We start from the raw sequence: 19,656 nt of genomic DNA on the forward strand, positions 1-19,656 counted from the left end.
TGCCAGCCGGGAGCGCGAGCTGCCGGCCACAATTTAATTAGTTCTTGCAGGCCCGCAGGTTTTATGTGATACTTGCGGGCTTCGTCCATGTATCCGCCGCAAAGTTTCTCTCCGCAGACGCGATAGCGGTCAGTACTTGTATGAAGATCAAGCACCCAATCAGCCATTTTGGCTGGCGGGACCAAGACTGACCGATATCCGCATTGTGTGGATTCTTCGGCTTAAGTTGGGAAAGAGATAACTATGATTCAAACTGAAAGCCGGCTCGAAGTGGCCGACAACACCGGTGCCAAGGAAGTCATGTGCATCAAGGTGTTGGGCGGTTCCAAGCGCCGTTACGCTGGCATCGGCGACGTGATCAAGGTCACCGTTAAGGTGGCTCAGCCTCGCGGCCGTGTCAAAAAAGGTGAAATTTATAACGCCGTGGTAGTGCGCACCGCTAAGGGTGTGCGTCGCCAGGACGGTTCGCTGGTGAAGTTCGACGGCAATGCTGCTGTCCTGCTGAACAACAAGCTGGAACCGATCGGTACCCGTATCTTTGGACCAGTGACGCGCGAACTGCGCACTGAAAAGTTCATGAAGATCGTGTCCCTGGCACCGGAAGTCCTGTAAGGAGTCAGACAATGGATAAGATTCGCAAAAACGACGAAGTCATCGTCCTGACTGGTAAGGACAAGGGCAAGCGCGGCGTAGTGACCCAGCGTGTAGACGCTGAGCACGTCGTGGTTGATGGCGTTAACGTGGCTAAAAAAGCCGTTAAGCCGAACCCGATGACTGGTGTTCAAGGTGGCATCGTCGATAAGACCATGCCTATTCACGTGTCCAACGTTGCTCTGTTCAACGCTGCGACCGGTAAGGCAGATCGCGTAGGCTTCAAAGAAGTGGACGGTAAAAAAGTCCGCGTCTTCAAGTCCTCCGGCGAAGTAGTGAAAGGGTAATCAGAAATGGCCCGTCTGCAACAACTGTATAAAGACAAGATCGTCGCTGAGCTGACCGGTAAATTCGGTTACACCTCCGTGATGGAAGTGCCGCGCCTGACCAAGATCACCCTGAACATGGGTCTCTCGGAAGCCGTGGCTGACAAGAAAATCATCGAGCACGCTGTTGGCGACCTGACCAAGATCGCCGGCCAGAAGCCAGTCATCACCAAGGCCCGTAAGGCAATCGCAGGTTTCAAGATCCGCGAAGGCTACCCGATCGGTACCATGGTGACCCTGCGCGGCGCCCGCATGTACGAATTCCTGGACCGTCTGATCACCGTGGCCCTGCCGCGCGTGCGTGACTTCCGTGGTGTGTCTGGCAAATCCTTCGATGGCCGTGGTAACTACAACATCGGCGTGAAAGAACAGATCATCTTCCCGGAAATCGAGTACGACAAGATCGACGCACTGCGTGGTATGAACATTTCGATCACCACCACCGCGAAGACCGACGATGAAGCCAAAGCGCTGCTCGCCGCCTTTAAATTCCCGTTCAGGAACTAAACGATCATGGCAAAACTCGCACTGATTAACCGTGAACAGAAGCGTGCTGACCTGGTAGCCAAGTTTGCTGCCAAGCGCGCCTCTCTGAAGGCCATCATTGATGACCAGACCAAGTCGGAAGAAGAGCGTTACGAAGCACGCCTGAAACTGCAGGCACTGCCGCGTAACTCGGCTCCAACCCGTCAGCGTAACCGCTGCCAGGTCACCGGTCGCCCACGTGGCACCTTCCGTAAATTCGGCCTGGGTCGTATCAAGCTCCGTGAATTCGCCATGCGTGGCGAGATCCCGGGTATGACCAAAGCCAGCTGGTAATAGGAGAATAAGCAATGAGTATGAGCGATCCTATCGCCGATATGCTGACCCGTATTCGCAACGCACAAACCGTGCAAAAGACCTCCGTGGCAATGCCATCGTCGAAGGTTAAAGTTGCGATTGCCAACGTCCTGAAAGACGAGGGTTACATTGAAGATTTCGCCGTGTCCACCTCTGAGGGCAAGTCGGAACTGAAAATCGGTTTGAAATATTATGTAGGCCGTCCTGTGATCGAACGTCTGGAACGTGTTTCGCGTCCAGGCCTGCGTATCTACAAAGGCAAAGATGAGATCCCAACCGTGATGAACGGCCTGGGCGTGGCAATCGTGTCGACCCCGCAAGGCGTCATGACCGATCGCAAGGCGCGCGCTACCGGTGTTGGTGGCGAAGTCATCTGCTTCGTGGCTTAAGGAGTAACACAATGTCTCGTGTAGCTAAAATGCCGATCGTTGTGCCTGCTGGCGCCGAAGTTGCCATCTCCGCACAAGCGATCACCGTCAAGGGCCCACTGGGCACCCTGACCCAGAGCCTGAACGGCCTGGTTAAAGTTGAAAACAACGCTGGCACCCTGTCCTTCGACGTGGTGAACGACAGCCGTGAATCGAACGCCATGTCCGGCACCCTGCGTGCTCTGGTCAACAACATGGTCGTGGGCGTAACCAAGGGCTTCGAGAAGAAGCTGTCCCTGGTCGGCGTGGGCTACAAAGCCCAGGCTCAAGGCGACAAGCTGAACCTGTCCCTGGGCTTCTCGCACCCGGTCGTTCACGACATGCCTGCCGGCGTCAAGGTGGCAACCCCGACCCCAACCGAGATCATCATCTCTGGCGTAGATCGCCAAAAGGTTGGCCAGGTGGCTGCCGAAGTGCGTGCTTACCGCTCCCCTGAGCCTTACAAGGGCAAGGGTGTCCGCTATGTGGACGAAGTGGTTAAGCTCAAAGAAACCAAGAAGAAGTAATTAGGGGCTGACGATGGACAAAAAAGAATCTCGTCTGCGCCGCGGACGTCAAACTCGCATCAAGATCGCGCAACTGAAAGTGAACCGCCTGTCGGTGCACCGCACTAACCTGCACATTTACGCGAACCTGATCAGCCCAGACGCCAAAGTTCTGGTTTCGGCCTCGACCGTGGAAGCGGAAGTTCGCGCCGAGCTGGCTGGCAAGTCGGGCAAGGGTGGCAATGCCGCCGCTGCCGCACTGGTCGGCAAGCGTGTCGCAGAAAAAGCACTGAAAGCGGGCATCACCGAAGTCGCCTTCGACCGCTCCGGTTTCCGTTACCACGGCCGCATCAAGGCGCTGGCTGAAGCCGCGCGTGAAGCTGGCCTGAAGTTCTAAGGGTACGATCATGGCAAAAATGCAAGCAAAAATGGCATCCGATAAGCCGGATGATGGCATGCGCGAAAAAATGATCGCGATCAACCGCGTGACCAAAGTGGTCAAGGGTGGTCGTATCATGGGCTTCGCCGCGCTGACCGTGGTTGGTGACGGCGATGGCCGCATCGGCATGGGCAAGGGCAAGTCGAAGGAAGTTCCGGTCGGTGTGCAGAAGGCAATGGAAGAAGCCCGTCGCAACCTGATCAAGGTTCCTCTGAAGAACGGCACCCTGCAGCACACCGTCACCGGCCGCCACGGCGCGTCGAAAGTGATGATGTCGCCAGCCAAGCCAGGTACCGGCGTGATCGCAGGTGGCGCAATGCGCGCTATCTTCGATGTGATGGGCGTGACCGACGTCGTGGCGAAATCCACCGGCTCGAACAACCCATACAACCTGGTGCGCGCCACCCTGGACGGCCTGGCCAAAATGAGCACTCCAGCTGACATCGCCGCCAAGCGCGGCAAGTCGGTTGAAGAGATCCTGGGTTAATAGGGAGCACTTCAATGAGCACTATCAAAGTCAAACTGGTGAAGGGCCTGATCGGCACCCGTCAAGACCACCGCGCAACCGTGCGTGGCCTGGGCCTGCGTCGTGTGAACTCTGTCAGCGAACTGCAGGACACTCCTGCGGTGCGCGGCATGATCAACAAGGTCGCCTACCTCGTTAAAGTCGTTTCCTAAGCGACCCTTAGGAACTGGAGAAAACAATGCAACTGAATACCATTCAACCAGCAGAAGGCGCGAAGCACGCTAAGCGCCGCGTTGGCCGCGGTATCGGCTCTGGCCTGGGTAAAACCGCAGGCCGTGGCCACAAAGGTCAGAAATCGCGTTCGGGCGGCTTCCATAAAGTCGGCTTCGAAGGCGGTCAAATGCCTCTGCAGCGTCGTCTGCCTAAGCGTGGCTTCAAATCCCTGAATGCCACTTTCAAGGCTGAAGTGCGTCTGTCCGACCTGAACGCCCTGGCTGTCGGTGAAGTCGACATCCTGGTGCTGAAACAGGCCGGCGTGCTGAATGTTCTGGCACGCGACGTACGTGTTATCGCTTCCGGCGAAATCACTAAAGCAGTGACCGTAAAAGGCCTGAAAGTGACCGCTGGCGCGAAAGCAGCCATCGAAGCAGCTGGCGGCTCGGTAGCCTGAGTCAGCTAGCTTAATCGGAGCGAAAATTGGCAACAAACCAACAGCTTGCTAAATCCGCCGCCGCCGGCTTCCCCTGGAACCGGCTGTGGTTTTTGCTGGGCGCTCTGGTGGTGTACCGTATCGGTGCACACATCCCTGTGCCGGGTGTCAACCCGGTAGAGCTGGCACGGTTGTTTGAATCGCAGCAGAACGGCATCCTGGGCATGTTCAACATGTTCTCGGGTGGCGCGCTGTCGCGTTTCACGATCTTTGCCCTGGGCATTACTCCATACATTTCGGCCTCGATCATCATGCAACTGGTGTCGATCGTGTCGCCGACCATGGAGGCGCTGAAAAAAGAAGGTGAATCGGGCCGTCGCAAGATTACCCAATACACCCGCTATGCAACTGTCGGTCTGGCTCTGTTCCAGGCGTTCGGCATCGCGGTCGCGCTGGAATCCCAGCCCGGCCTGGTGATCGACCCTGGCATGGCCTTCCGCTTCGTCACCGTGGTGACGTTGCTGACCGGCACCATGTTCGTGATGTGGTTGGGCGAGCAGATTACCGAGCGCGGTCTTGGTAACGGCATCTCGATCATCATCTTCGCCGGTATCGCGGCTGGTTTGCCGAGTGCCTTGGGTGGCTTGTTCACCCAGGTCAGCAACAACCAGATCAACGCTTTCTCGGGGATCCTCATCGTGGTCCTGGTGGCAGCCGTCACCTATGCCGTGGTGTTCGTCGAACGTGGCCAGCGCAAGATCCTGGTCAACTATGCCAAACGTCAGGTCGGTAACAAGATCTACGGTGGGCAGACCAGCCACCTGCCGCTCAAGCTCAATATGGCAGGCGTGATTCCGCCGATCTTCGCTTCGTCGATTATCTTGTTCCCGGCTACCATCGTGGACTGGTTTTCGAAAGGTGCGGACAACAGCAACCCTGTTGTGCGCTTCCTGAAAGATCTGGCTGCGTCGATGGCTCCTGGTGAGCCAATCCATGCACTGCTGTACGCCGTGGCAATCATTTTCTTCTGCTTCTTCTACACCGCTCTGGTGTTCAACAGCAAAGAAACTGCGGACAACTTGAAGAAGAGCGGGGCCTTTGTGCCAGGGATTCGTCCCGGTGAGCAGACAGCCCGTTACATCGACAAGATCCTGATGCGATTGACCCTGGCGGGCGCCGTGTACATCACCGCCGTGTGCTTGCTGCCGGAATTCATGCAAGCCCAGTGGAAGGTGTCGTTCTATTTTGGTGGTACTTCGCTGTTGATTATTGTAGTTGTGACCATGGACTTCATGGCCCAAGTACAAAACTATGTGATGTCGCAGCAATATGAATCGCTGCTGCGCAAAGCTAACTTCAAGGGCGGGCTTCCGACACGATAAAATGGCAAAAGACGACGTCATTCAGATGCAGGGCGAGATCCTGGAGAACTTGCCTAATGCAACTTTTCGAGTAAAGCTGGAAAACGGCCACGTGGTACTCGGGCATATTTCGGGTAAAATGCGGATGAACTATATCCGCATTCTCCCTGGCGACAAGGTCACGGTTGAATTGACGCCGTACGACCTGAGCCGGGCCCGTATTGTGTTCCGGACAAAGTAATTAATTAAGCAATTTCGAACATAAGAGAGTGCAATCATGAAAGTTAACGCTTCAGTTAAGCGCATCTGCCGCAACTGCAAGATCATCAAGCGCAAGGGCGTGGTCCGCGTAATCTGCGTGGAAGCTCGTCACAAGCAGCGTCAAGGTTAATTCGAGGGAATAACGAATGGCACGTATTGCAGGGGTTAATATCCCAAACCATAAGCACACCGTTATCGGCCTGACCGAGATCTACGGTATCGGCCGTCCTCGTTCGCAGTTCATCTGCGCACAAGCCGGCGTTGCAACCAACAAGAAGGTCAAGGACCTGGACGACAGCGAACTCGAGAAGCTGCGTGACGAAATCGGCAAATTCATCGTGGAAGGCGACCTGCGCCGCGAGCTGTCGATGAACATCAAGCGTCTGATGGACCTGGGCTGCTACCGCGGCATGCGTCACCGTAAGGGCCTGCCGGTCCGCGGTCAGCGTACCCGCACCAATGCACGTACCCGCAAGGGCCCGCGCAAAGCCGCTCAATCGCTGAAGAAATAATCTAGGAAACTACTATGGCTAAGCAACAAAGCTCCGCAGCAGCCGCTCGCGTACGCAAGAAAGTCAAGAAGAACGTCGCTGAAGGTATCGCACACGTTCACGCTTCCTTCAACAACACCATCATCACCATCACCGACCGTCAGGGCAATGCTCTGTCGTGGGCGACCTCCGGTGGTGCTGGCTTCAAGGGTTCGCGTAAGTCGACCCCGTTCGCAGCGCAGGTTGCTGCTGAAGCCGCTGGTAAAGTTGCGCAGGAATGCGGCGTGAAGAACCTGGAAGTTCGCATCAAGGGCCCTGGTCCTGGCCGCGAATCCGCTGTTCGCGCACTGAACAACCTGGGCATCAAGATCACCGAGATCCAGGACGTTACCCCAGTGCCGCACAACGGCTGCCGTCCTCCAAAGCGTCGTCGTATCTAATTTCAGTCTGACATTGGCCGGTTCGGTGTGAACCGGCCACCGTCTTCTGCAATCAAAATCGCTGGAACAGTGAACCGGAAACGGTTATACTGTCCGGCTATTTTCGCCTTTCCGCGCCGCTTTTGGTGGCCGGACTGGCAATGTTGAGCCACCGCCTGCGCTGACTGTGAGCCAGGCTAGCGCCTAACCGCATTCCGATGCGGCTGGGGCGTCATTTAAATCATTAAGGAAAATACCGTGGCACGTTATATCGGACCAAAAGCAAAACTGTCCCGCCGTGAAGGCACCGACCTGTTCCTGAAGAGCGCACGCCGCTCGCTGGATTCCAAGTGCAAACTGGACGTCAAGCCAGGCCAGCACGGCGTGAAATCCGGCGCCCGCACCTCCGACTACGGCAACCAGCTGCGCGAAAAGCAGAAGGTCAAGCGTATGTACGGCGTGCTGGAACGCCAGTTCCGTCGCTACTTCGCTGAAGCTGAGCGCCGCAAGGGCCCAACCGGCGAAACCCTGCTGTCCTTGCTGGAATCCCGCCTGGACAACGTTGCTTATCGCATGGGCTTCGGCTCGACCCGCGCTGAAGCGCGTCAGCTGGTATCCCACAAAGCCTTCACCGTGAACGGCCAAGTGGTGAACATCCCTTCGTTCAACGTGAAGACCGGCGACGTGATCGCTGTGCGCGAAAAGTCGAAGAAGCAGACCCGTATCGTTGAAGCGCTGTCGCTGGCTGAACAAGTTGGCATGGCAGCTTGGGTGTCGGTTGACTCCAAGAAAATGGAAGGTACCTTCAAGTCCCTGCCAGAGCGCAACGAAATCGCTGCTGACGTCAACGAATCGCTGATCGTCGAACTGTATTCCCGTTAATCGCGGGTGCTGTACCAAGGCGGGACGCGGTCCCGCCTTTTCCATTTAATGCCATCAGCCTTATCGGTGTAACGAGCCGAGGGTAATGAAAAGGACATTTACATGCAAAATAGCTTGTTGAAACCACGTATTATCGATGTTGAAGCCCTGGGCCACGGTCACGCCAAAGTCGTGATGGAGCCATTCGAGCGCGGCTACGGCCACACTCTGGGCAACGCGCTGCGCCGCGTGCTGCTGTCTTCGATGACCGGCTACGCGCCGACCGAAGTCACCATCGCCGGTGTCGTTCACGAGTACTCCTCGCTGGACGGCGTGCAGGAAGACGTGGTGGACCTGCTGCTGAACCTGAAGGGCGTCGTGTTCAAGGTGCACAACCGTGACTCCGTGACCCTGACCCTGAAGAAGGAAGGCGAAGGCCCCGTGATGGCGTCGGACATCGACCTGCCACACGACGTGGAACTGATCAACCCGGACCACGTGATCGCCAACCTGACCGCTGGCGGCAAGCTGGACATGCAGATCAAGGTCGAAAAAGGCCGCGGCTACGTTCCTGGTAACGTGCGTCGCCTGTCGGAAGATGCCAACAAGACCATCGGCCGCATCATCCTGGACGCATCGTTCTCGCCAGTGCGCCGTGTTTCCTACGCTGTCGAATCGGCACGTGTGGAACAGCGTACCGACCTGGACAAGCTGATCATCAACATTGAAACCAATGGCGTGATCACCCCGGAAGAAGCGATCCGTCAATCGGCCCGCGTGCTGGTCGACCAGTTGAACGTGTTTGCTGCCCTGGAAGGCACCGAAACCACCGCTGAAGCGCCATCGCGTGCTCCAATGGTCGATCCGATCCTGCTGCGTCCAGTGGACGACCTGGAACTGACCGTGCGTTCGGCCAACTGCCTGAAAGCAGAAAACATCTACTACATCGGCGACCTGATCCAGCGTACCGAAAACGAGCTGCTGAAGACCCCGAACCTGGGCCGCAAGTCGCTCAACGAAATCAAGGAAGTGCTGGCATCGCGCGGCCTGACCTTGGGCATGAAACTCGAGAACTGGCCACCGGCTGGTCTGGAGAAGTAATTGATGATTTGGTGACAGTGCCGGACATCGCGCAGCGATGTTCTGCCCTGTTACCAACTGATTAGCCGTACCCGTCTGGTGCCTTTTGCACCGGGCGTATTTAACCTGAACCGGACCGCGCCACTCACCTCGGTGAAAGGCGATCGAAGATCTCGGATTTAAACAACATCGAAAGGAAGTACCATGCGTCACCGTAACGGCCTCCGTAAACTGAACCGTACCTCGTCCCACCGTCTGGCAATGCTGCGCAACATGACTGTTTCGCTGCTGCGTCACGAAGCGATCAAGACCACCCTGCCAAAGGCCAAGGAACTGCGTCGCGTTGTGGAACCAATCCTGACCCTGGGCAAGACCGACACCCTGGCCAACAAGCGCCTGGCTTTCTCCCGTCTGCGCGACCGCGAGATGGTTCTGAAGCTGTTCGCTGAACTGGGCCCACGCTACGCAAACCGCAACGGCGGCTACCTGCGTATCCTGAAAATGGGTTTCCGTCATGGCGACAACGCTCCAATGGCTTTCATCGAGCTGCTGGACCGTCCAGAAGTCAGCTCTGCTGACGAGGCACCAACCGCTGAGTAATTTCAGACAGGTTTATTGAAAAGCCGGGCATTGCCCGGCTTTTTTTATTGCCAACTGGTAGCAGCTTAAAGCGGCGTTAAGCCGCCCGGTGTACCATTGGCGTGCCCGATCGATTCCCGCTCAAGACCATGCACCGACAAGCGTCCCTTTTCAAGGCGTGGCTGTTCGCCGCGCTCCCGCTCTTTGTTCTCCTGTTTGCCGGCGCGGCGCGGGCCGATGACGAATTCCTCGATCCCAAGGTCGCATTCAAGTTTTCCGCCAAGGTGGTGGAGGGCAAGGCCATCGCCGTGACGTACGAAATCGCGGACGGCTATTACATGTACCGCGAGCGCTTCAAGTTCGTGGCCGACGGCGCCACCTTGGGCGAACCGCAAATCCCGCCGGGCAAGGTCAAATACGATGAGACCTTTGCCAAGAACGTGGAAACCTACCGTCACCAGGTGACGATCGTGATCCCGGTGCAGGCACCGGGCCCGTTCACCTTGACAGCCACCAGCCAGGGCTGCTCGGAGAAGGGCCTGTGCTATTCGCCAATGGATTCGTCGGCGCGCCTGATGGTGGTGGGCGGCAGCGCATCGAGCAGCGGCGGCATATTCGGCATCGGCGCCAGGCAGGACGCCGCAGCCGGCCAGCAAAGCGTGGCGGGCGCAGCGGCGCCGACCGGCATCGATACGCCTGCGGCAGCTGTTGCCGCAGTCGCCCCTTCGGCAACAGCCGCTACCGGCGACAGTGAAATGGGCAGGATCGAAGCGGCCCTGAAAGGCGGCAGCCTGCTGGTGATCGCCCCGTTGTTCATCCTGCTGGGCCTGGGGCTGTCCTTCACGCCCTGCGTGCTGCCGATGGTCCCGATCCTGTCCTCGATCATCGTGGGCGACGGTTCGTCCGGCAACCGCTCACGCGGCTTCATTCTCTCGGTCAGCTATTCGCTCGGCATGGCGATCGTCTACACCGCGCTGGGCGTAGCGGCCGGACTGATTGGCCAGGGCTTGTCGGCTGCCCTGCAGAACCCTTGGGTGCTGGGCTTCTTCGGCTTGGGCATGGCCGTGATGGCGCTGTCCATGTTCGGCGTGTACGACCTGCAAGTGCCGGCATCGATGCAATCGCGCCTGGCTGGCGCATCGAACCGCCAGTCCAGTGGCAAGCTGGCCGGCGTGTTTGCCATGGGCGCCATCTCGGCCCTGATCGTGGGCCCGTGCGTCGCGGCGCCGTTGGCCGGTGCGCTGGTGTACATCAGCCAGACCCGCGATGTCGTGGTCGGCGGCAGCGCGCTGTTCTCGATGGCGGTGGGCATGAGCATCCCGCTGCTGCTGGTCGGCATTTCGGCTGGCGCCCTGGTGCCGCGCGCCGGCATCTGGATGCAGGCCGTGAAGCGCTTCTTCGGCGTGCTGATGCTGGCGATGGCGCTGTGGCTGGTATCCCCCGTTTTGCCGGGCAAAGTACAGATGATTGGCTGGGCTATCCTGGGCGTGGGCTATGCCTTCTTCCTGCTGACTCATGAACGCGGCCTGTGGCTGCCGAAAGTGATCGCTGTCTTCTTTGCGGCATTTGGCCTGATTCAGATTGCCGGGCTGGCCACCGGCAGTGCCGATCCGTTGCACCCGATCGAAAGGCTGGCCGGCCGCGCCGACCGCCACCTGCAATTCACCCGCATCAAGACAGTGGCCGACCTGGATCAGGTGCTGGCCCAAACCGGCGGCAAAACGGTGATCCTGGACTTTTATGCCGACTGGTGCGTGTCATGCAAGGAGATGGAAAAGCTGACCTTTATCGACCCGGCAGTCCAGCAAGAACTGGCCAATACCATTTTGCTGCAGGCCGATGTCACGGAGAACGACGAAGCCGATAAGGCCATGCTGCAAAGATTCACCTTGTTCGGCCCACCGGGCATTATCATGTTTAATGCCGCCGGCCAGGAAATTGCCGATTCGCGGGTCATTGGATTCCAGAATACCGAGAAATTCTGCGCTCGCTGCAAAAGCTGAATCCGTAGAAAAAGGGCGCCGCGAGGCGCCCTTTTTTATCAGCCGTGGTGGCCCATCATGCGGCCATGGCGATGGTGGCCGAAACGGCCTGCCTTCTCGTCAAACAGCTTTTGCTGTTCCGGCGTCAGCGTAGCGTAGAAAGTCTTCGTCGCCGCCAGGTTGCTTTCCATGCGGGCCAAATGGGCCTTCGCCATTTCGATCCGCTTCTCCATGCGCTCCGGCGCCGGCATGTTCTTGAATGCGGCGCGATCGAACTGGCCGCGCTGCGGCATATTCGACTTCAGTGCCGTCAAATAAGCCTGCCATGCACCTTCCTGTGCTGGCGTGATCTTCAGCGTATCGTGCATGCGCTTGGCATGCGCATCCATACGTTCCTGCATTTTGACCGGATCGAATTTGGTGGCCGCATAGTGATGCTGAGGAGCCTCTTCCGCGATGGCCGGCAAGGACGCCGCGCCAAAGCCAATAACCGCTGCGCCGATGACGAATGCTTTATGCAAGGTTTTCATGATTAATCCCTTCAGAAATCGATTTATGAAAATGTGCACTCGCACTGCACATGGAAGTATCTTCCCGTTTTCCTGTTTCCGCGAAGTGTCCCAGAGCAAAGAGTTTGTATCCAGATGTTGCGCTATCAATTGTCACATGGTAATGCTGTCAACATTTTACTTAATTTTACGGCAAAGAAAATCATGCAAAAGTGTTGTATCGGGATAGCGTTAGCGGCCGCAATACTGACGGCCTGCGGTGGCGGCGGAGATTCCAGCAATGGAACGAGCTCGGCGCAACTGCCGCCCGCCCCCAATGTTGAAGCGGCGGCTACCGCCACAATTGGCGACACTTATTCGTACCGGCACACGACAAAGAATCTGGATACAGGCTCCCGTGGCTTCGTTGACTATTCCACCCGCATAGTCAGCAACGTTGCTTCAAATGGGGCCATCTCAGTCCAGTATCTGTTTCACAGGCCGGTCATCAAGGCCCCTAACTCTTATCAACAGACGTCAGCTTTTTTTGATATCGACAGCGCAGGCCAATTGCTTGGCTTTACCAGCCAAGGTTGCCGTTCCACTCCGAATCCGCTTTACCATTTGGTTGCCTTGTACTCGATCTCTGCCGGCACGAACTGGAAATATTCGGGAGTGACCAGTGCGGATTGCGTTGGGTACGGCGCGGGTCTGCCGACAACTATTGCGTTTGAAGATAGCGTCGCTGCGCAGGAGCCAGTAACAGTGCCTGCAGGTACCTTCAATGCCTTCAAGGTGACCCGTAACGGGACTATGGAAACGCATGCGCGAAAGGACATCCGAAAGCGTACTTGCTGGTGGGAGAGCGAGCTGCGGGTTGAGGTCAAATGCATCGACGAGACAAGCTCGCTGTCGAAACTGGATGGCCGTACGTCGTCCGATGTAAAAACCGACGAATTAATGGGATATTCAAACCAAAAGTTTGCGCGCAAGACGGAAACCGTCACACGATTCGTAGGATACTGGGGTACGGCCTTCGAGGGCATTGCGCTCAATCAGGATGTAACGGGAATGTGCACGTTCTTGTTTGACGCGGACGGGAACACCGAAGGCTGCAGCTATTTCAAGTCGGGAATCAGATTCACTGTCACTGGCAAGGTGTCCGCTGACGGATCGCTGGTGCTCAATTTGAGCAACGGGTCTGCTATTCAGTCATTTACGGGAAAACTCGACAATATCAAAATAATCAGCGGCGCATTGAATCCCTCGAATCCATCAGATGGCACTTGGAGCATGATCCAGCAAGGGACTTAAGCCGCCCGAGTTTGTAACGCAATGTGTACCCGGGAGGGGTATACACATGGCGATACAAACTCATTCCCCTGGCAAGTCGTATCAAGGGATAATTGTAGGCATGGAAAATGCCGCCACCATCCTCATCGTCGACGACGACCGCGATATCCGCACCCTGCTGCAGGATTATCTGGAAACCAACGGTTACCGCACGCATGGCGCCGGCGACGGTGCGGCCATGTGGAAGCTGCTCGACAACACCAAGCCTGACCTGATCGTGCTGGACCTGAACCTGCCCGGCGAAGACGGCCTGACCCTGTGCCGCAAGCTGCGCGCGCATTCGACCCTGCCGGTCATCATGCTGACCGCCCGCAGCGAGCCGCTGGACCGCATCCTCGGCCTGGAAATGGGCGCCGACGATTACCTGCCCAAACCGTTCGAGCCGCGCGAACTGCTGGCCCGCATCCGCAGCGTGCTGCGCCGTAGCACCAGCAGCGCCGCCAGCGGTGTCGAAAAAGCCAGCCGCATCCGCTTCTCGCACTGGGTGCTGGACTTGACCGCGCGCCACCTGGTCAACCCGCAGGGCACGGTCATCATGCTGTCCGGCGCCGAATTCCGCCTGCTCAAAGTCTTCCTCGAGCACCCGAACCGCGTGCTGAACCGCGACCAGCTGCTGAACCTGACCCAGGGCCGCGACGCCGATCCATTCGACCGTTCGATCGACATCCAGATCAGCCGCCTGCGCCAGAAGCTGGGCGAAGATGCCCGCCTGCCGCAGATCATCAAGACGGTACGCAATGGCGGCTATGTGCTGGCAGGTACGGTGGCTGTGGAGCCTGACTGATGAAAGCGTTCTTCAGGGGCATGACGGGCCGGGTCTTCCTGGTCCTGATGCTGGGCATCCTTGCCTCTGCCGCGCTGACCCAATACCTCGCCGTCAACGAACGCCAGCGCACCCTGCAGCGCTACCGCGATTTCTTTGCCCTCGAGCGTGCCGAACAGATCATTTCGACCGCCGTAGTGGTGCTGCCTGAGTCGCGCAACCAATACCTGCGCGTGGCCAGCATGGGCGCCATCAAGCTCGAGGTATTGAACGACCTGAGCGGCATCAGTCCGGAAATGAGTGAATTTGGCGCCACCCTGGCCAACCGCCTCGGCAAGGAATACGGCCTGCACTCGCTGCTGGACCGCCCGGGCGCCTGCGAACGCCCAACGCCTGCCTACACGGCCTTCTCCGTGTTCGGCGCCGGCACCGGGACCTGGCGCGGCACCTGCGAATCGCTGGCGGTCACCATGCCCGACGGCCAGCACCTGAAATTGTCCATCCTGCCGCCGCGCCAGCCGGCGCCGACCGGCACCAATGAATATGCCGCTTTTGTTCCATTCCTGCTCAGCATTGCCGTGCTGGCCTACCTGGTGGCCCGCATGACAATGGGTCCGTTGAATAAACTGGCCGATGCGGCGCAGAACCTGGGTAACGACATCAACCACGCGCCGATCACGCTAAGCGGCGCGACGGAAATCCGTACCGCCTCGGCCGCCTTCAACGCCATGCAGGCGCGCATCCGCCAGCACATCGCCCAGCGCACTGAAATGCTGGCGGCCATTACGCACGACCTGCAGACCCCGCTGACCCGCATGCGCCTGCGCCTGGAGAAGGTGAAAGACCCGGAGCTGCAGGGCAAACTGCTGGAAGACCTGTCGGCCATGCAGCAGATGGTCAAGGAAGGCCTGGACCTGGCGCGCAGCATGGATACCACCGAAGTGATGCAGCGCGTCGACCTCGACGCACTGCTGGACAGCGTGTGCGCCGATGCCACCGATGCGGGCCAGGAAGTGGACTTGAAAGGCCGCGCCGCGATGGACCTGATGGGCCGGCCGCTCGACATCCGCCGCTGCCTGGTCAACCTGATCGACAACGCCGTCAAGTACGGCCAGCGCGCGCACGTGACGGTCGAGCGCGAAGCCGGCGCATCGCGCGTGCGCATCCGCGACGAGGGACCGGGCATCCCGGCCAGCCAGCTGGTGCAGGTGTTCGAACCGTTCTACCGTCTTGAAACCTCGCGCAACCGCTCCTCCGGCGGTACCGGCCTCGGCCTGACGATCGCGCGCAATATCGCTGAACAGCATGGCGCCAGCCTGAGCCTGGCCAATCACGCGAGCGGCGGCCTGGAAGCCACCCTCGTGTTCCCGGAATTTTACGCAGGAAAATAGTTAGACCTCTCATGAAGAAGAAAACGTTGGCAGTAGTGGTGGCCCTGGCCGTGGCAATCGGCGGCGGCGCCTGGTTTGCGAACAAGGGCCCGGCAGAGCAGGGCACTGCGCAAGCGCCCGGCAGTGGCGGCGCTCGCGGCAAGGGCAAGGGCGAGCAAGGGCCGACCACGGTCAACGTGGTGGCGCCGCTGCGCCAGGACGTGCCGGTAGCGCTGTCGGCGAATGGCACCGTGAGCCCGATCTCGACGGTCGACCTGCATCCGCAAACCACCAGCACCATCGTCAAGGTGCACGTCAAGGAAGGCCAGTTCGTGAAGCAGGGCGAGCTGATGTTCTCGCTCGACGCCCGCACCGAGGCTGCCAACGTCGAGAAGGCCGACGCGCAAGTGGCCAAAGACCGTGCCACCCTGGCCGACCTGGAGCGCCAGTACAAACGCGCACAGGAATTGCGCACCCAGAACTTCCTGGCGCAAAGCGCGGTCGACACCCTGAAGAGCCAGGTGGACTCGAGCCGCGCCGCACTGGAGGCCGATATCGCCGTGGCCCGCGCCAGCAAGGTCGACCAGAGCTTCACGCAAATCCGTTCGCCGTTGACCGGCCGCGTCGGCGCCATCAACGTCTACCCGGGCAGCCTGGTGCAGCTCAGCACGTCGTTGACCACGGTGACCCAGCTCAATCCGATCAATGTCGCCTTCACCGTGCCGGAATCGAGCCTGGCGGCCCTGCTCGATGCGCAGCGCGCCGGCAAGGTGGCGGTGCAAGCGTTTCAAAACAACTCGGACAAGCCGATCAAAGGCCAGCTCAGCTTTGTCGACAACACGGTCGACCCGGTGGCCGGCGTGATCCGCGTCAAGGCCGTGTTCGACAATGCCGACACGCGCCTGTGGCCGGGCCAGTACGTCAATACCAAGCTGACGGTCGCCACGTTGAAAGACGCGCTGGTGGTGCCGCAGAACGCTATTATTACCAATACCAAGGGGACCTTTGTGTACGCCGTTGCGCCCGACCAGACGGCCAAGGTAGTCAACGTCCAGCGTATCCACGGCTTCGGCGCATTGGCCGCGGTCACCGGCCTGAATGGCGATGAGCAGATCATTGTGGAAGGCAAGCAGAACCTGCGGCCGGGCGGCAAAGTCCGCATCGCCGAACCCGCAGTGGCACAGAACGGCAAGGGCCACAAGAAAGGCAAGTCCGAATGAACCTTTCCGAGCTGAGTATCCGGCGCCCCGTGATGGTGGTGCTGCTCTCGCTGAGCCTGATCCTGGCGGGCGTGCTGGCCTATGCCCACATCCCCGTCGCCGCGCTGCCGAGCTACAACACCCCGGTCATCAACGTCAGCGCCGACTTGCCGGGCGCTTCGCCGGAAACCATGGCCTCGTCGGTCGCGCTGCCGCTGGAAAAACAATTCTCCACCATCGGCGGCCTGTCGATGATCACTTCGACCAGCACGCTGGGCAACACCTCGCTGACGCTGGAATTCGACCCGTCGATCAACGTCAATGAAGCGGCGGTCGACGTGCAGGCCGCATTGCTGCGCGCCCAGCGTTCGCTGCCGCAGGAAATGACGGACTTGCCGTCCTACCGCAAGGTCAACCCGGCCGATGCGCCGGTGCTGTTCGCCACCATGACCTCGCCCTCGCTGAGTTTGTCCGAGTTGAACGATTACGCGGAAAACCTGGTGGCGCCCAACCTGTCCACCCTGCCGGGCGTGGCCCAGGTCTCGGTCAATGGCCAGAAGCGATTCGCGGTGCGCGTGCGCGCCAAGCCGGACCTGATGAACTCGCGCAACCTGACGCTCGACGAGCTGCAGGCTGCCATCAAGGCGGCCAACGCCAACACGCCGCTGGGCACCATCGATGGCCCGAGCCAGACGCTGACCATCCAGGGCAACGCGCAACTGATGCACGCCGCCGATTTCGCCGACCTGATCATCGCCACCCGCAATGGCCAGCCGGTGCGCCTGAAGGAAGTGGCGACGGTGGAAGACAGCTACCAGTCGATCAAGGCCGCCGGCAGCTATAACGGCGAGCGCGCCATCGTGCTGCTGGTGCAACGCCAGCCCGATGCCAACACCGTGCAGGTGGTCGATGCGGTACGCAAGCTGCTGCCGCGCTTCCGCGCCCAGTTGCCGGAATCGGTCTCGATCAACCTGGTCAACGACCGCTCGGTGTCGATCCGCGAAGCAATCCACGACGTCAACCTGACCCTGGCGCTGACCGTGGTGCTGGTGGTGCTGGTGATCTTCCTGTTCCTGCGCCGCCTGGCCGCCACCTTCATCCCGGCTGTCACGATGCCGATCTCGCTGCTCGGCGCGCTGGCGCTGCTGTATGCGCTGGGCTACAGCCTGGACAATGTGTCCCTGCTTGGGATCACGTTGGCGGTGGGCCTGGTGGTCGACGATGCGATCGTGGTACTGGAAAATATCGTGCGCCATATCGAGCTGGGCAAGAAGCCTTTGCAAGCAGCGCTCATCGGCTCGAGGGAGATGGGCTTCACCATCGTGTCGATTTCGATTTCGCTGGTGGCGGTGTTCATCCCGATCTTCTTCATGCCGGGTGTGATGGGCCTGATGTTCCACGAATTCGCGGTGGTGGTGGGCCTGTCGGTGCTGGTATCTGCGATCGTGTCGCTGACCCTGGTGCCGATGCTGGCCTCTCGCTTCATGCCGGCCGATTCGCATGAGACTTCGGGCGACGATACCTTCATCGGCCGCTACTTCGAGCGCGCCTTCCACGCCACGCGCGACGGTTATGCACGCACGCTGGACCTGGCCTTGCACCACCGCTTCGTGGTGCTCGGCATCGCGCTCGGTACTTTCGCGCTGACGGCCTGGCTGTACATCGCGATCCCGAAAGGCTTCTTCCCGGAAGAAGACCTGGGCCAGATCCGCGTCAATACCGAGGCCTCGGAAGATATTTCCACCTCCGCCATGCTGGAATTGCAGGAAAAGGTAGCCGCGACGATCCAGGCCAATCCCAACATCAAGGACGTGACCTCGTTCACCGGTGGCGGCAATACCGGCCGCATGTTCCTGGTGCTGAAGCCGCGCTCGGAGCGCAAGAAGATGTCTGAGGTGCTGGACAGCCTGCGCAAGGAAACCAAAAAGATCGCCGGCATCCAGGTCTACCTGAGCCCGGTGCAGAACCTGCAGCTGGGCGGGCGTCCATCGAAGAGCCGCTACCAGTACACGCTGCAGTCGGTCAGCCCGGATGCGCTGAATGACTGGGCCGGCAAGTTCCTGGACCAGATGCGCGCCGATACCGATTTTCGCGACGTCACCAGCGATTCGCAGAACAAGGGCTTGCAGGCGCAGTTGAAGATCGACCGCGACAAGGCCAATATGCTGGGCGTCAAGCTGGCCGACGTGCGCACCGCGCTTTACCTGGCATTCGGCGAGCGCCAGGTGTCGACCATTTATTCCTCCGCAGCCAGCTATTTCGTGATCCTGGAAGCTGCCACCGAAGACCGCCAGTTCGACGATTCGCTGACCAAGCTGTCGGTGCGTAACAGCAGCGGCCAATTGGTGCAGCTGTCGAGCTTCGCCAGCGTCGAGCGCACCGTGGGCCCGACTTCGGTCAACCACCAGGGCCAGCTGCAGGCAATCACGATTTCCTTCAACCTGGCGCCGGACGTCCCGCTCGGCAACGCCACGGCCAAGATCGAAAAGATGGGCCTGCAGATGGGCCTGCCTGCCTCGATCATCACCAGCTATGGCGGCGACGCGGCGGTGTTCCAGGATTCGCAAAGCAGCCAGCTGATCCTTATCGTGGCGGCGCTGGGTGTGATCTATGTGCTGCTGGGCGTGCTGTACGAGAGCTATATCCACCCGCTGACCATCCTGGCTGGCCTGCCATCGGCTGCCGTGGGGGCGCTGCTGACCTTGTGGATCTTCAAGATGGACCTGACCATGATCGCCATCATCGGCATCCTGATGCTGATCGGTATCGTGAAGAAGAACGCGATCATGATGATCGACTTCGCCCTGGTGGCGCAGCGGGAGCAGTGCAAGGCGCCAATGGATGCGATCCGCGAGGCCTGCATCCTGCGTTTCCGTCCGATCATGATGACCACGCTGGCGGCCCTGATGGGCGCCTTGCCGATCGCACTTGGCCTGGGTGCCGGCGCCGAACTGCGCCAGCCGCTGGGCCTGGCCGTGATTGGCGGCCTGCTGTTCTCGCAGGTGATTACCTTGTACATTACCCCGGTGATTTACCTGTTCCTGGATAAGTACTCCGGCAGCGGCCCAATGAAGGATAGGGACCTCGATGACGGTTCTGCAACGGAAGCGGTGCAGCCGGTCGAGCTCAGGGCCTTCAAAGCGGCCAAACACTGATAATATGCGG

General features: G+C 59.4%; 25 protein-coding genes. 24 read left to right on the plus strand and 1 reads right to left on the minus strand.

The features are described 5' to 3' along the window. The first annotated feature begins 243 nt into the window (after positions 1-243). The 19 genes from rplN (at position 244) to dsbD (ending at position 11,339) form a co-directional block, all read left to right on the plus strand. Entirely contained in the window at positions 244-612 is a 369-nt protein-coding gene (rplN, locus tag ACQ4MM_RS17355) for a 50S ribosomal protein L14 (protein WP_028101657.1), read from the plus strand. An 11-nt stretch (positions 613-623) separates the two neighbouring features. Beyond that, positions 624-938: a 50S ribosomal protein L24 gene (rplX, locus tag ACQ4MM_RS17360; RefSeq protein WP_055937637.1), complete on the plus strand. Its 315-nt coding sequence runs from the start codon at positions 624-626 to the stop codon at positions 936-938. Between the two features lie 6 nt (positions 939-944). Next, positions 945-1,484, plus strand: coding sequence for a 50S ribosomal protein L5 (gene rplE, locus ACQ4MM_RS17365; protein WP_090436008.1), 540 nt, complete (start codon positions 945-947; stop codon positions 1,482-1,484). Between the two features lie 6 nt (positions 1,485-1,490). Beyond that, the gene (gene rpsN / locus ACQ4MM_RS17370; protein WP_431478518.1) at positions 1,491-1,796 is read left to right on the plus strand and encodes a 30S ribosomal protein S14; all 306 of its coding nucleotides are present in this window, start codon (positions 1,491-1,493) and stop codon (positions 1,794-1,796) included. Between the two features lie 14 nt (positions 1,797-1,810). Beyond that, the gene (gene rpsH / locus ACQ4MM_RS17375) at positions 1,811-2,206 is read left to right on the plus strand and encodes a 30S ribosomal protein S8 (protein ID WP_155452624.1); all 396 of its coding nucleotides are present in this window, start codon (positions 1,811-1,813) and stop codon (positions 2,204-2,206) included. Between the two features lie 11 nt (positions 2,207-2,217). After that, positions 2,218-2,751 carry a 50S ribosomal protein L6 gene (rplF, locus tag ACQ4MM_RS17380; RefSeq protein WP_055937648.1) on the plus strand — a complete coding sequence of 178 codons (534 nt, stop codon included), beginning with the start codon at positions 2,218-2,220 and terminating at the stop codon, positions 2,749-2,751. Positions 2,752-2,764: 13 nt separating this feature from the next. Next, positions 2,765-3,127 (plus strand): 50S ribosomal protein L18, encoded by a 363-nt coding sequence (rplR, locus tag ACQ4MM_RS17385; RefSeq protein WP_028101651.1) that lies wholly within the window; start codon positions 2,765-2,767, stop codon positions 3,125-3,127. A 10-nt stretch (positions 3,128-3,137) separates the two neighbouring features. Beyond that, positions 3,138-3,656, plus strand: coding sequence for a 30S ribosomal protein S5 (gene rpsE, locus ACQ4MM_RS17390; RefSeq protein ID WP_055937650.1), 519 nt, complete (start codon positions 3,138-3,140; stop codon positions 3,654-3,656). Positions 3,657-3,670: 14 nt separating this feature from the next. After that, positions 3,671-3,847 carry a 50S ribosomal protein L30 gene (gene rpmD / locus ACQ4MM_RS17395; RefSeq protein WP_035373423.1) on the plus strand — a complete coding sequence of 59 codons (177 nt, stop codon included), beginning with the start codon at positions 3,671-3,673 and terminating at the stop codon, positions 3,845-3,847. 26 nt (positions 3,848-3,873) lie between these two features. Further along, positions 3,874-4,305 carry a 50S ribosomal protein L15 gene (rplO, locus tag ACQ4MM_RS17400; RefSeq protein ID WP_028101648.1) on the plus strand — a complete coding sequence of 144 codons (432 nt, stop codon included), beginning with the start codon at positions 3,874-3,876 and terminating at the stop codon, positions 4,303-4,305. Positions 4,306-4,331: 26 nt separating this feature from the next. Then, positions 4,332-5,666 carry a preprotein translocase subunit SecY gene (secY, locus tag ACQ4MM_RS17405; RefSeq protein ID WP_431478519.1) on the plus strand — a complete coding sequence of 445 codons (1,335 nt, stop codon included), beginning with the start codon at positions 4,332-4,334 and terminating at the stop codon, positions 5,664-5,666. A gap of 1 nt (position 5,667) precedes the next feature. Continuing rightward, positions 5,668-5,886 (plus strand): translation initiation factor IF-1, encoded by a 219-nt coding sequence (gene infA, locus ACQ4MM_RS17410; protein ID WP_005663428.1) that lies wholly within the window; start codon positions 5,668-5,670, stop codon positions 5,884-5,886. A gap of 36 nt (positions 5,887-5,922) precedes the next feature. Next, positions 5,923-6,036, plus strand: coding sequence for a 50S ribosomal protein L36 (gene rpmJ, locus ACQ4MM_RS17415; RefSeq protein ID WP_082507582.1), 114 nt, complete (start codon positions 5,923-5,925; stop codon positions 6,034-6,036). A gap of 16 nt (positions 6,037-6,052) precedes the next feature. Next, the gene (gene rpsM / locus ACQ4MM_RS17420; RefSeq protein ID WP_431478520.1) at positions 6,053-6,418 is read left to right on the plus strand and encodes a 30S ribosomal protein S13; all 366 of its coding nucleotides are present in this window, start codon (positions 6,053-6,055) and stop codon (positions 6,416-6,418) included. A 14-nt stretch (positions 6,419-6,432) separates the two neighbouring features. Continuing rightward, the gene (gene rpsK / locus ACQ4MM_RS17425; protein ID WP_028101645.1) at positions 6,433-6,837 is read left to right on the plus strand and encodes a 30S ribosomal protein S11; all 405 of its coding nucleotides are present in this window, start codon (positions 6,433-6,435) and stop codon (positions 6,835-6,837) included. A gap of 237 nt (positions 6,838-7,074) precedes the next feature. Next, positions 7,075-7,698: a 30S ribosomal protein S4 gene (gene rpsD, locus ACQ4MM_RS17430; RefSeq protein ID WP_431478521.1), complete on the plus strand. Its 624-nt coding sequence runs from the start codon at positions 7,075-7,077 to the stop codon at positions 7,696-7,698. A gap of 102 nt (positions 7,699-7,800) precedes the next feature. Further along, complete coding sequence (locus ACQ4MM_RS17435; RefSeq protein WP_028101643.1) at positions 7,801-8,778, plus strand: DNA-directed RNA polymerase subunit alpha; 978 nt, start codon at positions 7,801-7,803, stop codon at positions 8,776-8,778. A gap of 183 nt (positions 8,779-8,961) precedes the next feature. Beyond that, complete coding sequence (gene rplQ / locus ACQ4MM_RS17440) at positions 8,962-9,357, plus strand: 50S ribosomal protein L17 (RefSeq protein ID WP_090436005.1); 396 nt, start codon at positions 8,962-8,964, stop codon at positions 9,355-9,357. Between the two features lie 128 nt (positions 9,358-9,485). Beyond that, positions 9,486-11,339, plus strand: a complete 1,854-nt coding sequence (dsbD, locus tag ACQ4MM_RS17445) for a protein-disulfide reductase DsbD (protein WP_431478700.1) — start codon at positions 9,486-9,488, stop codon at positions 11,337-11,339. 38 nt (positions 11,340-11,377) lie between these two features. Here dsbD and ACQ4MM_RS17450 read toward each other — a convergent pair whose 3' ends face one another. Continuing rightward, positions 11,378-11,848: a Spy/CpxP family protein refolding chaperone gene (locus tag ACQ4MM_RS17450; RefSeq protein ID WP_431478522.1), complete on the minus strand. Its 471-nt coding sequence runs from the start codon at positions 11,846-11,848 to the stop codon at positions 11,378-11,380. A 114-nt stretch (positions 11,849-11,962) separates the two neighbouring features. On the opposite strand from ACQ4MM_RS17450, the gene ACQ4MM_RS17455 reads away from it, so the two are divergent. From ACQ4MM_RS17455 to ACQ4MM_RS17475, 5 genes are all read left to right on the plus strand, one after another. Continuing rightward, positions 11,963-13,120: a hypothetical protein gene (locus ACQ4MM_RS17455; protein ID WP_431478523.1), complete on the plus strand. Its 1,158-nt coding sequence runs from the start codon at positions 11,963-11,965 to the stop codon at positions 13,118-13,120. A gap of 100 nt (positions 13,121-13,220) precedes the next feature. Continuing rightward, the gene (locus ACQ4MM_RS17460; RefSeq protein WP_431478524.1) at positions 13,221-13,943 is read left to right on the plus strand and encodes a response regulator; all 723 of its coding nucleotides are present in this window, start codon (positions 13,221-13,223) and stop codon (positions 13,941-13,943) included. Continuing rightward, positions 13,943-15,313, plus strand: coding sequence for an ATP-binding protein (locus ACQ4MM_RS17465; RefSeq protein ID WP_431478525.1), 1,371 nt, complete (start codon positions 13,943-13,945; stop codon positions 15,311-15,313). The genes ACQ4MM_RS17460 and ACQ4MM_RS17465 overlap by 1 nt, the downstream gene beginning before the upstream one ends. Before the next feature lie 11 nt (positions 15,314-15,324). After that, entirely contained in the window at positions 15,325-16,512 is a 1,188-nt protein-coding gene (locus ACQ4MM_RS17470) for an efflux RND transporter periplasmic adaptor subunit (protein WP_431478526.1), read from the plus strand. Next, positions 16,509-19,646 (plus strand): efflux RND transporter permease subunit, encoded by a 3,138-nt coding sequence (locus ACQ4MM_RS17475; RefSeq protein ID WP_431478527.1) that lies wholly within the window; start codon positions 16,509-16,511, stop codon positions 19,644-19,646. Before ACQ4MM_RS17470 ends, ACQ4MM_RS17475 begins: the two co-directional genes overlap by 4 nt. Positions 19,647-19,656 lie beyond the last annotated feature (10 nt).

This window comes from Massilia eburnea (assembly GCF_050709955.1).
GTDB lineage: Bacteria > Pseudomonadota > Gammaproteobacteria > Burkholderiales > Burkholderiaceae_D > Rugamonas > Rugamonas eburnea_A.

What these genes read in the sequence shown, in the direction of transcription:
- ACQ4MM_RS17460 (WP_431478524.1), top strand. Translation starts at nt 13,221, where the DNA reads ATGGAAAATGCCGCCACCATCCTCATCGTCGACGACGACCGCGATATC.
- infA (WP_005663428.1), top strand. Translation starts at nt 5,668, where the DNA reads ATGGCAAAAGACGACGTCATTCAGATGCAGGGCGAGATCCTGGAGAAC.
- rplO (WP_028101648.1), top strand. Translation starts at nt 3,874, where the DNA reads ATGCAACTGAATACCATTCAACCAGCAGAAGGCGCGAAGCACGCTAAG.
- rpsN (WP_431478518.1), top strand. Translation starts at nt 1,491, where the DNA reads ATGGCAAAACTCGCACTGATTAACCGTGAACAGAAGCGTGCTGACCTG.
- rpsM (WP_431478520.1), top strand. Translation starts at nt 6,053, where the DNA reads ATGGCACGTATTGCAGGGGTTAATATCCCAAACCATAAGCACACCGTT.
- rplX (WP_055937637.1), top strand. Translation starts at nt 624, where the DNA reads ATGGATAAGATTCGCAAAAACGACGAAGTCATCGTCCTGACTGGTAAG.
- rplN (WP_028101657.1), top strand. Translation starts at nt 244, where the DNA reads ATGATTCAAACTGAAAGCCGGCTCGAAGTGGCCGACAACACCGGTGCC.
- rpsH (WP_155452624.1), top strand. Translation starts at nt 1,811, where the DNA reads ATGAGTATGAGCGATCCTATCGCCGATATGCTGACCCGTATTCGCAAC.
- rplF (WP_055937648.1), top strand. Translation starts at nt 2,218, where the DNA reads ATGTCTCGTGTAGCTAAAATGCCGATCGTTGTGCCTGCTGGCGCCGAA.
- ACQ4MM_RS17455 (WP_431478523.1), top strand. Translation starts at nt 11,963, where the DNA reads ATGTTGCGCTATCAATTGTCACATGGTAATGCTGTCAACATTTTACTT.
- rplQ (WP_090436005.1), top strand. Translation starts at nt 8,962, where the DNA reads ATGCGTCACCGTAACGGCCTCCGTAAACTGAACCGTACCTCGTCCCAC.
- rpsK (WP_028101645.1), top strand. Translation starts at nt 6,433, where the DNA reads ATGGCTAAGCAACAAAGCTCCGCAGCAGCCGCTCGCGTACGCAAGAAA.
- ACQ4MM_RS17470 (WP_431478526.1), top strand. Translation starts at nt 15,325, where the DNA reads ATGAAGAAGAAAACGTTGGCAGTAGTGGTGGCCCTGGCCGTGGCAATC.
- dsbD (WP_431478700.1), top strand. Translation starts at nt 9,486, where the DNA reads ATGCACCGACAAGCGTCCCTTTTCAAGGCGTGGCTGTTCGCCGCGCTC.
- ACQ4MM_RS17465 (WP_431478525.1), top strand. Translation starts at nt 13,943, where the DNA reads ATGAAAGCGTTCTTCAGGGGCATGACGGGCCGGGTCTTCCTGGTCCTG.
- ACQ4MM_RS17475 (WP_431478527.1), top strand. Translation starts at nt 16,509, where the DNA reads ATGAACCTTTCCGAGCTGAGTATCCGGCGCCCCGTGATGGTGGTGCTG.
- ACQ4MM_RS17435 (WP_028101643.1), top strand. Translation starts at nt 7,801, where the DNA reads ATGCAAAATAGCTTGTTGAAACCACGTATTATCGATGTTGAAGCCCTG.
- rpmD (WP_035373423.1), top strand. Translation starts at nt 3,671, where the DNA reads ATGAGCACTATCAAAGTCAAACTGGTGAAGGGCCTGATCGGCACCCGT.
- rpsE (WP_055937650.1), top strand. Translation starts at nt 3,138, where the DNA reads ATGGCAAAAATGCAAGCAAAAATGGCATCCGATAAGCCGGATGATGGC.
- rpmJ (WP_082507582.1), top strand. Translation starts at nt 5,923, where the DNA reads ATGAAAGTTAACGCTTCAGTTAAGCGCATCTGCCGCAACTGCAAGATC.
- rplE (WP_090436008.1), top strand. Translation starts at nt 945, where the DNA reads ATGGCCCGTCTGCAACAACTGTATAAAGACAAGATCGTCGCTGAGCTG.
- rplR (WP_028101651.1), top strand. Translation starts at nt 2,765, where the DNA reads ATGGACAAAAAAGAATCTCGTCTGCGCCGCGGACGTCAAACTCGCATC.
- ACQ4MM_RS17450 (WP_431478522.1), bottom strand. Translation starts at nt 11,848, where the DNA reads ATGAAAACCTTGCATAAAGCATTCGTCATCGGCGCAGCGGTTATTGGC.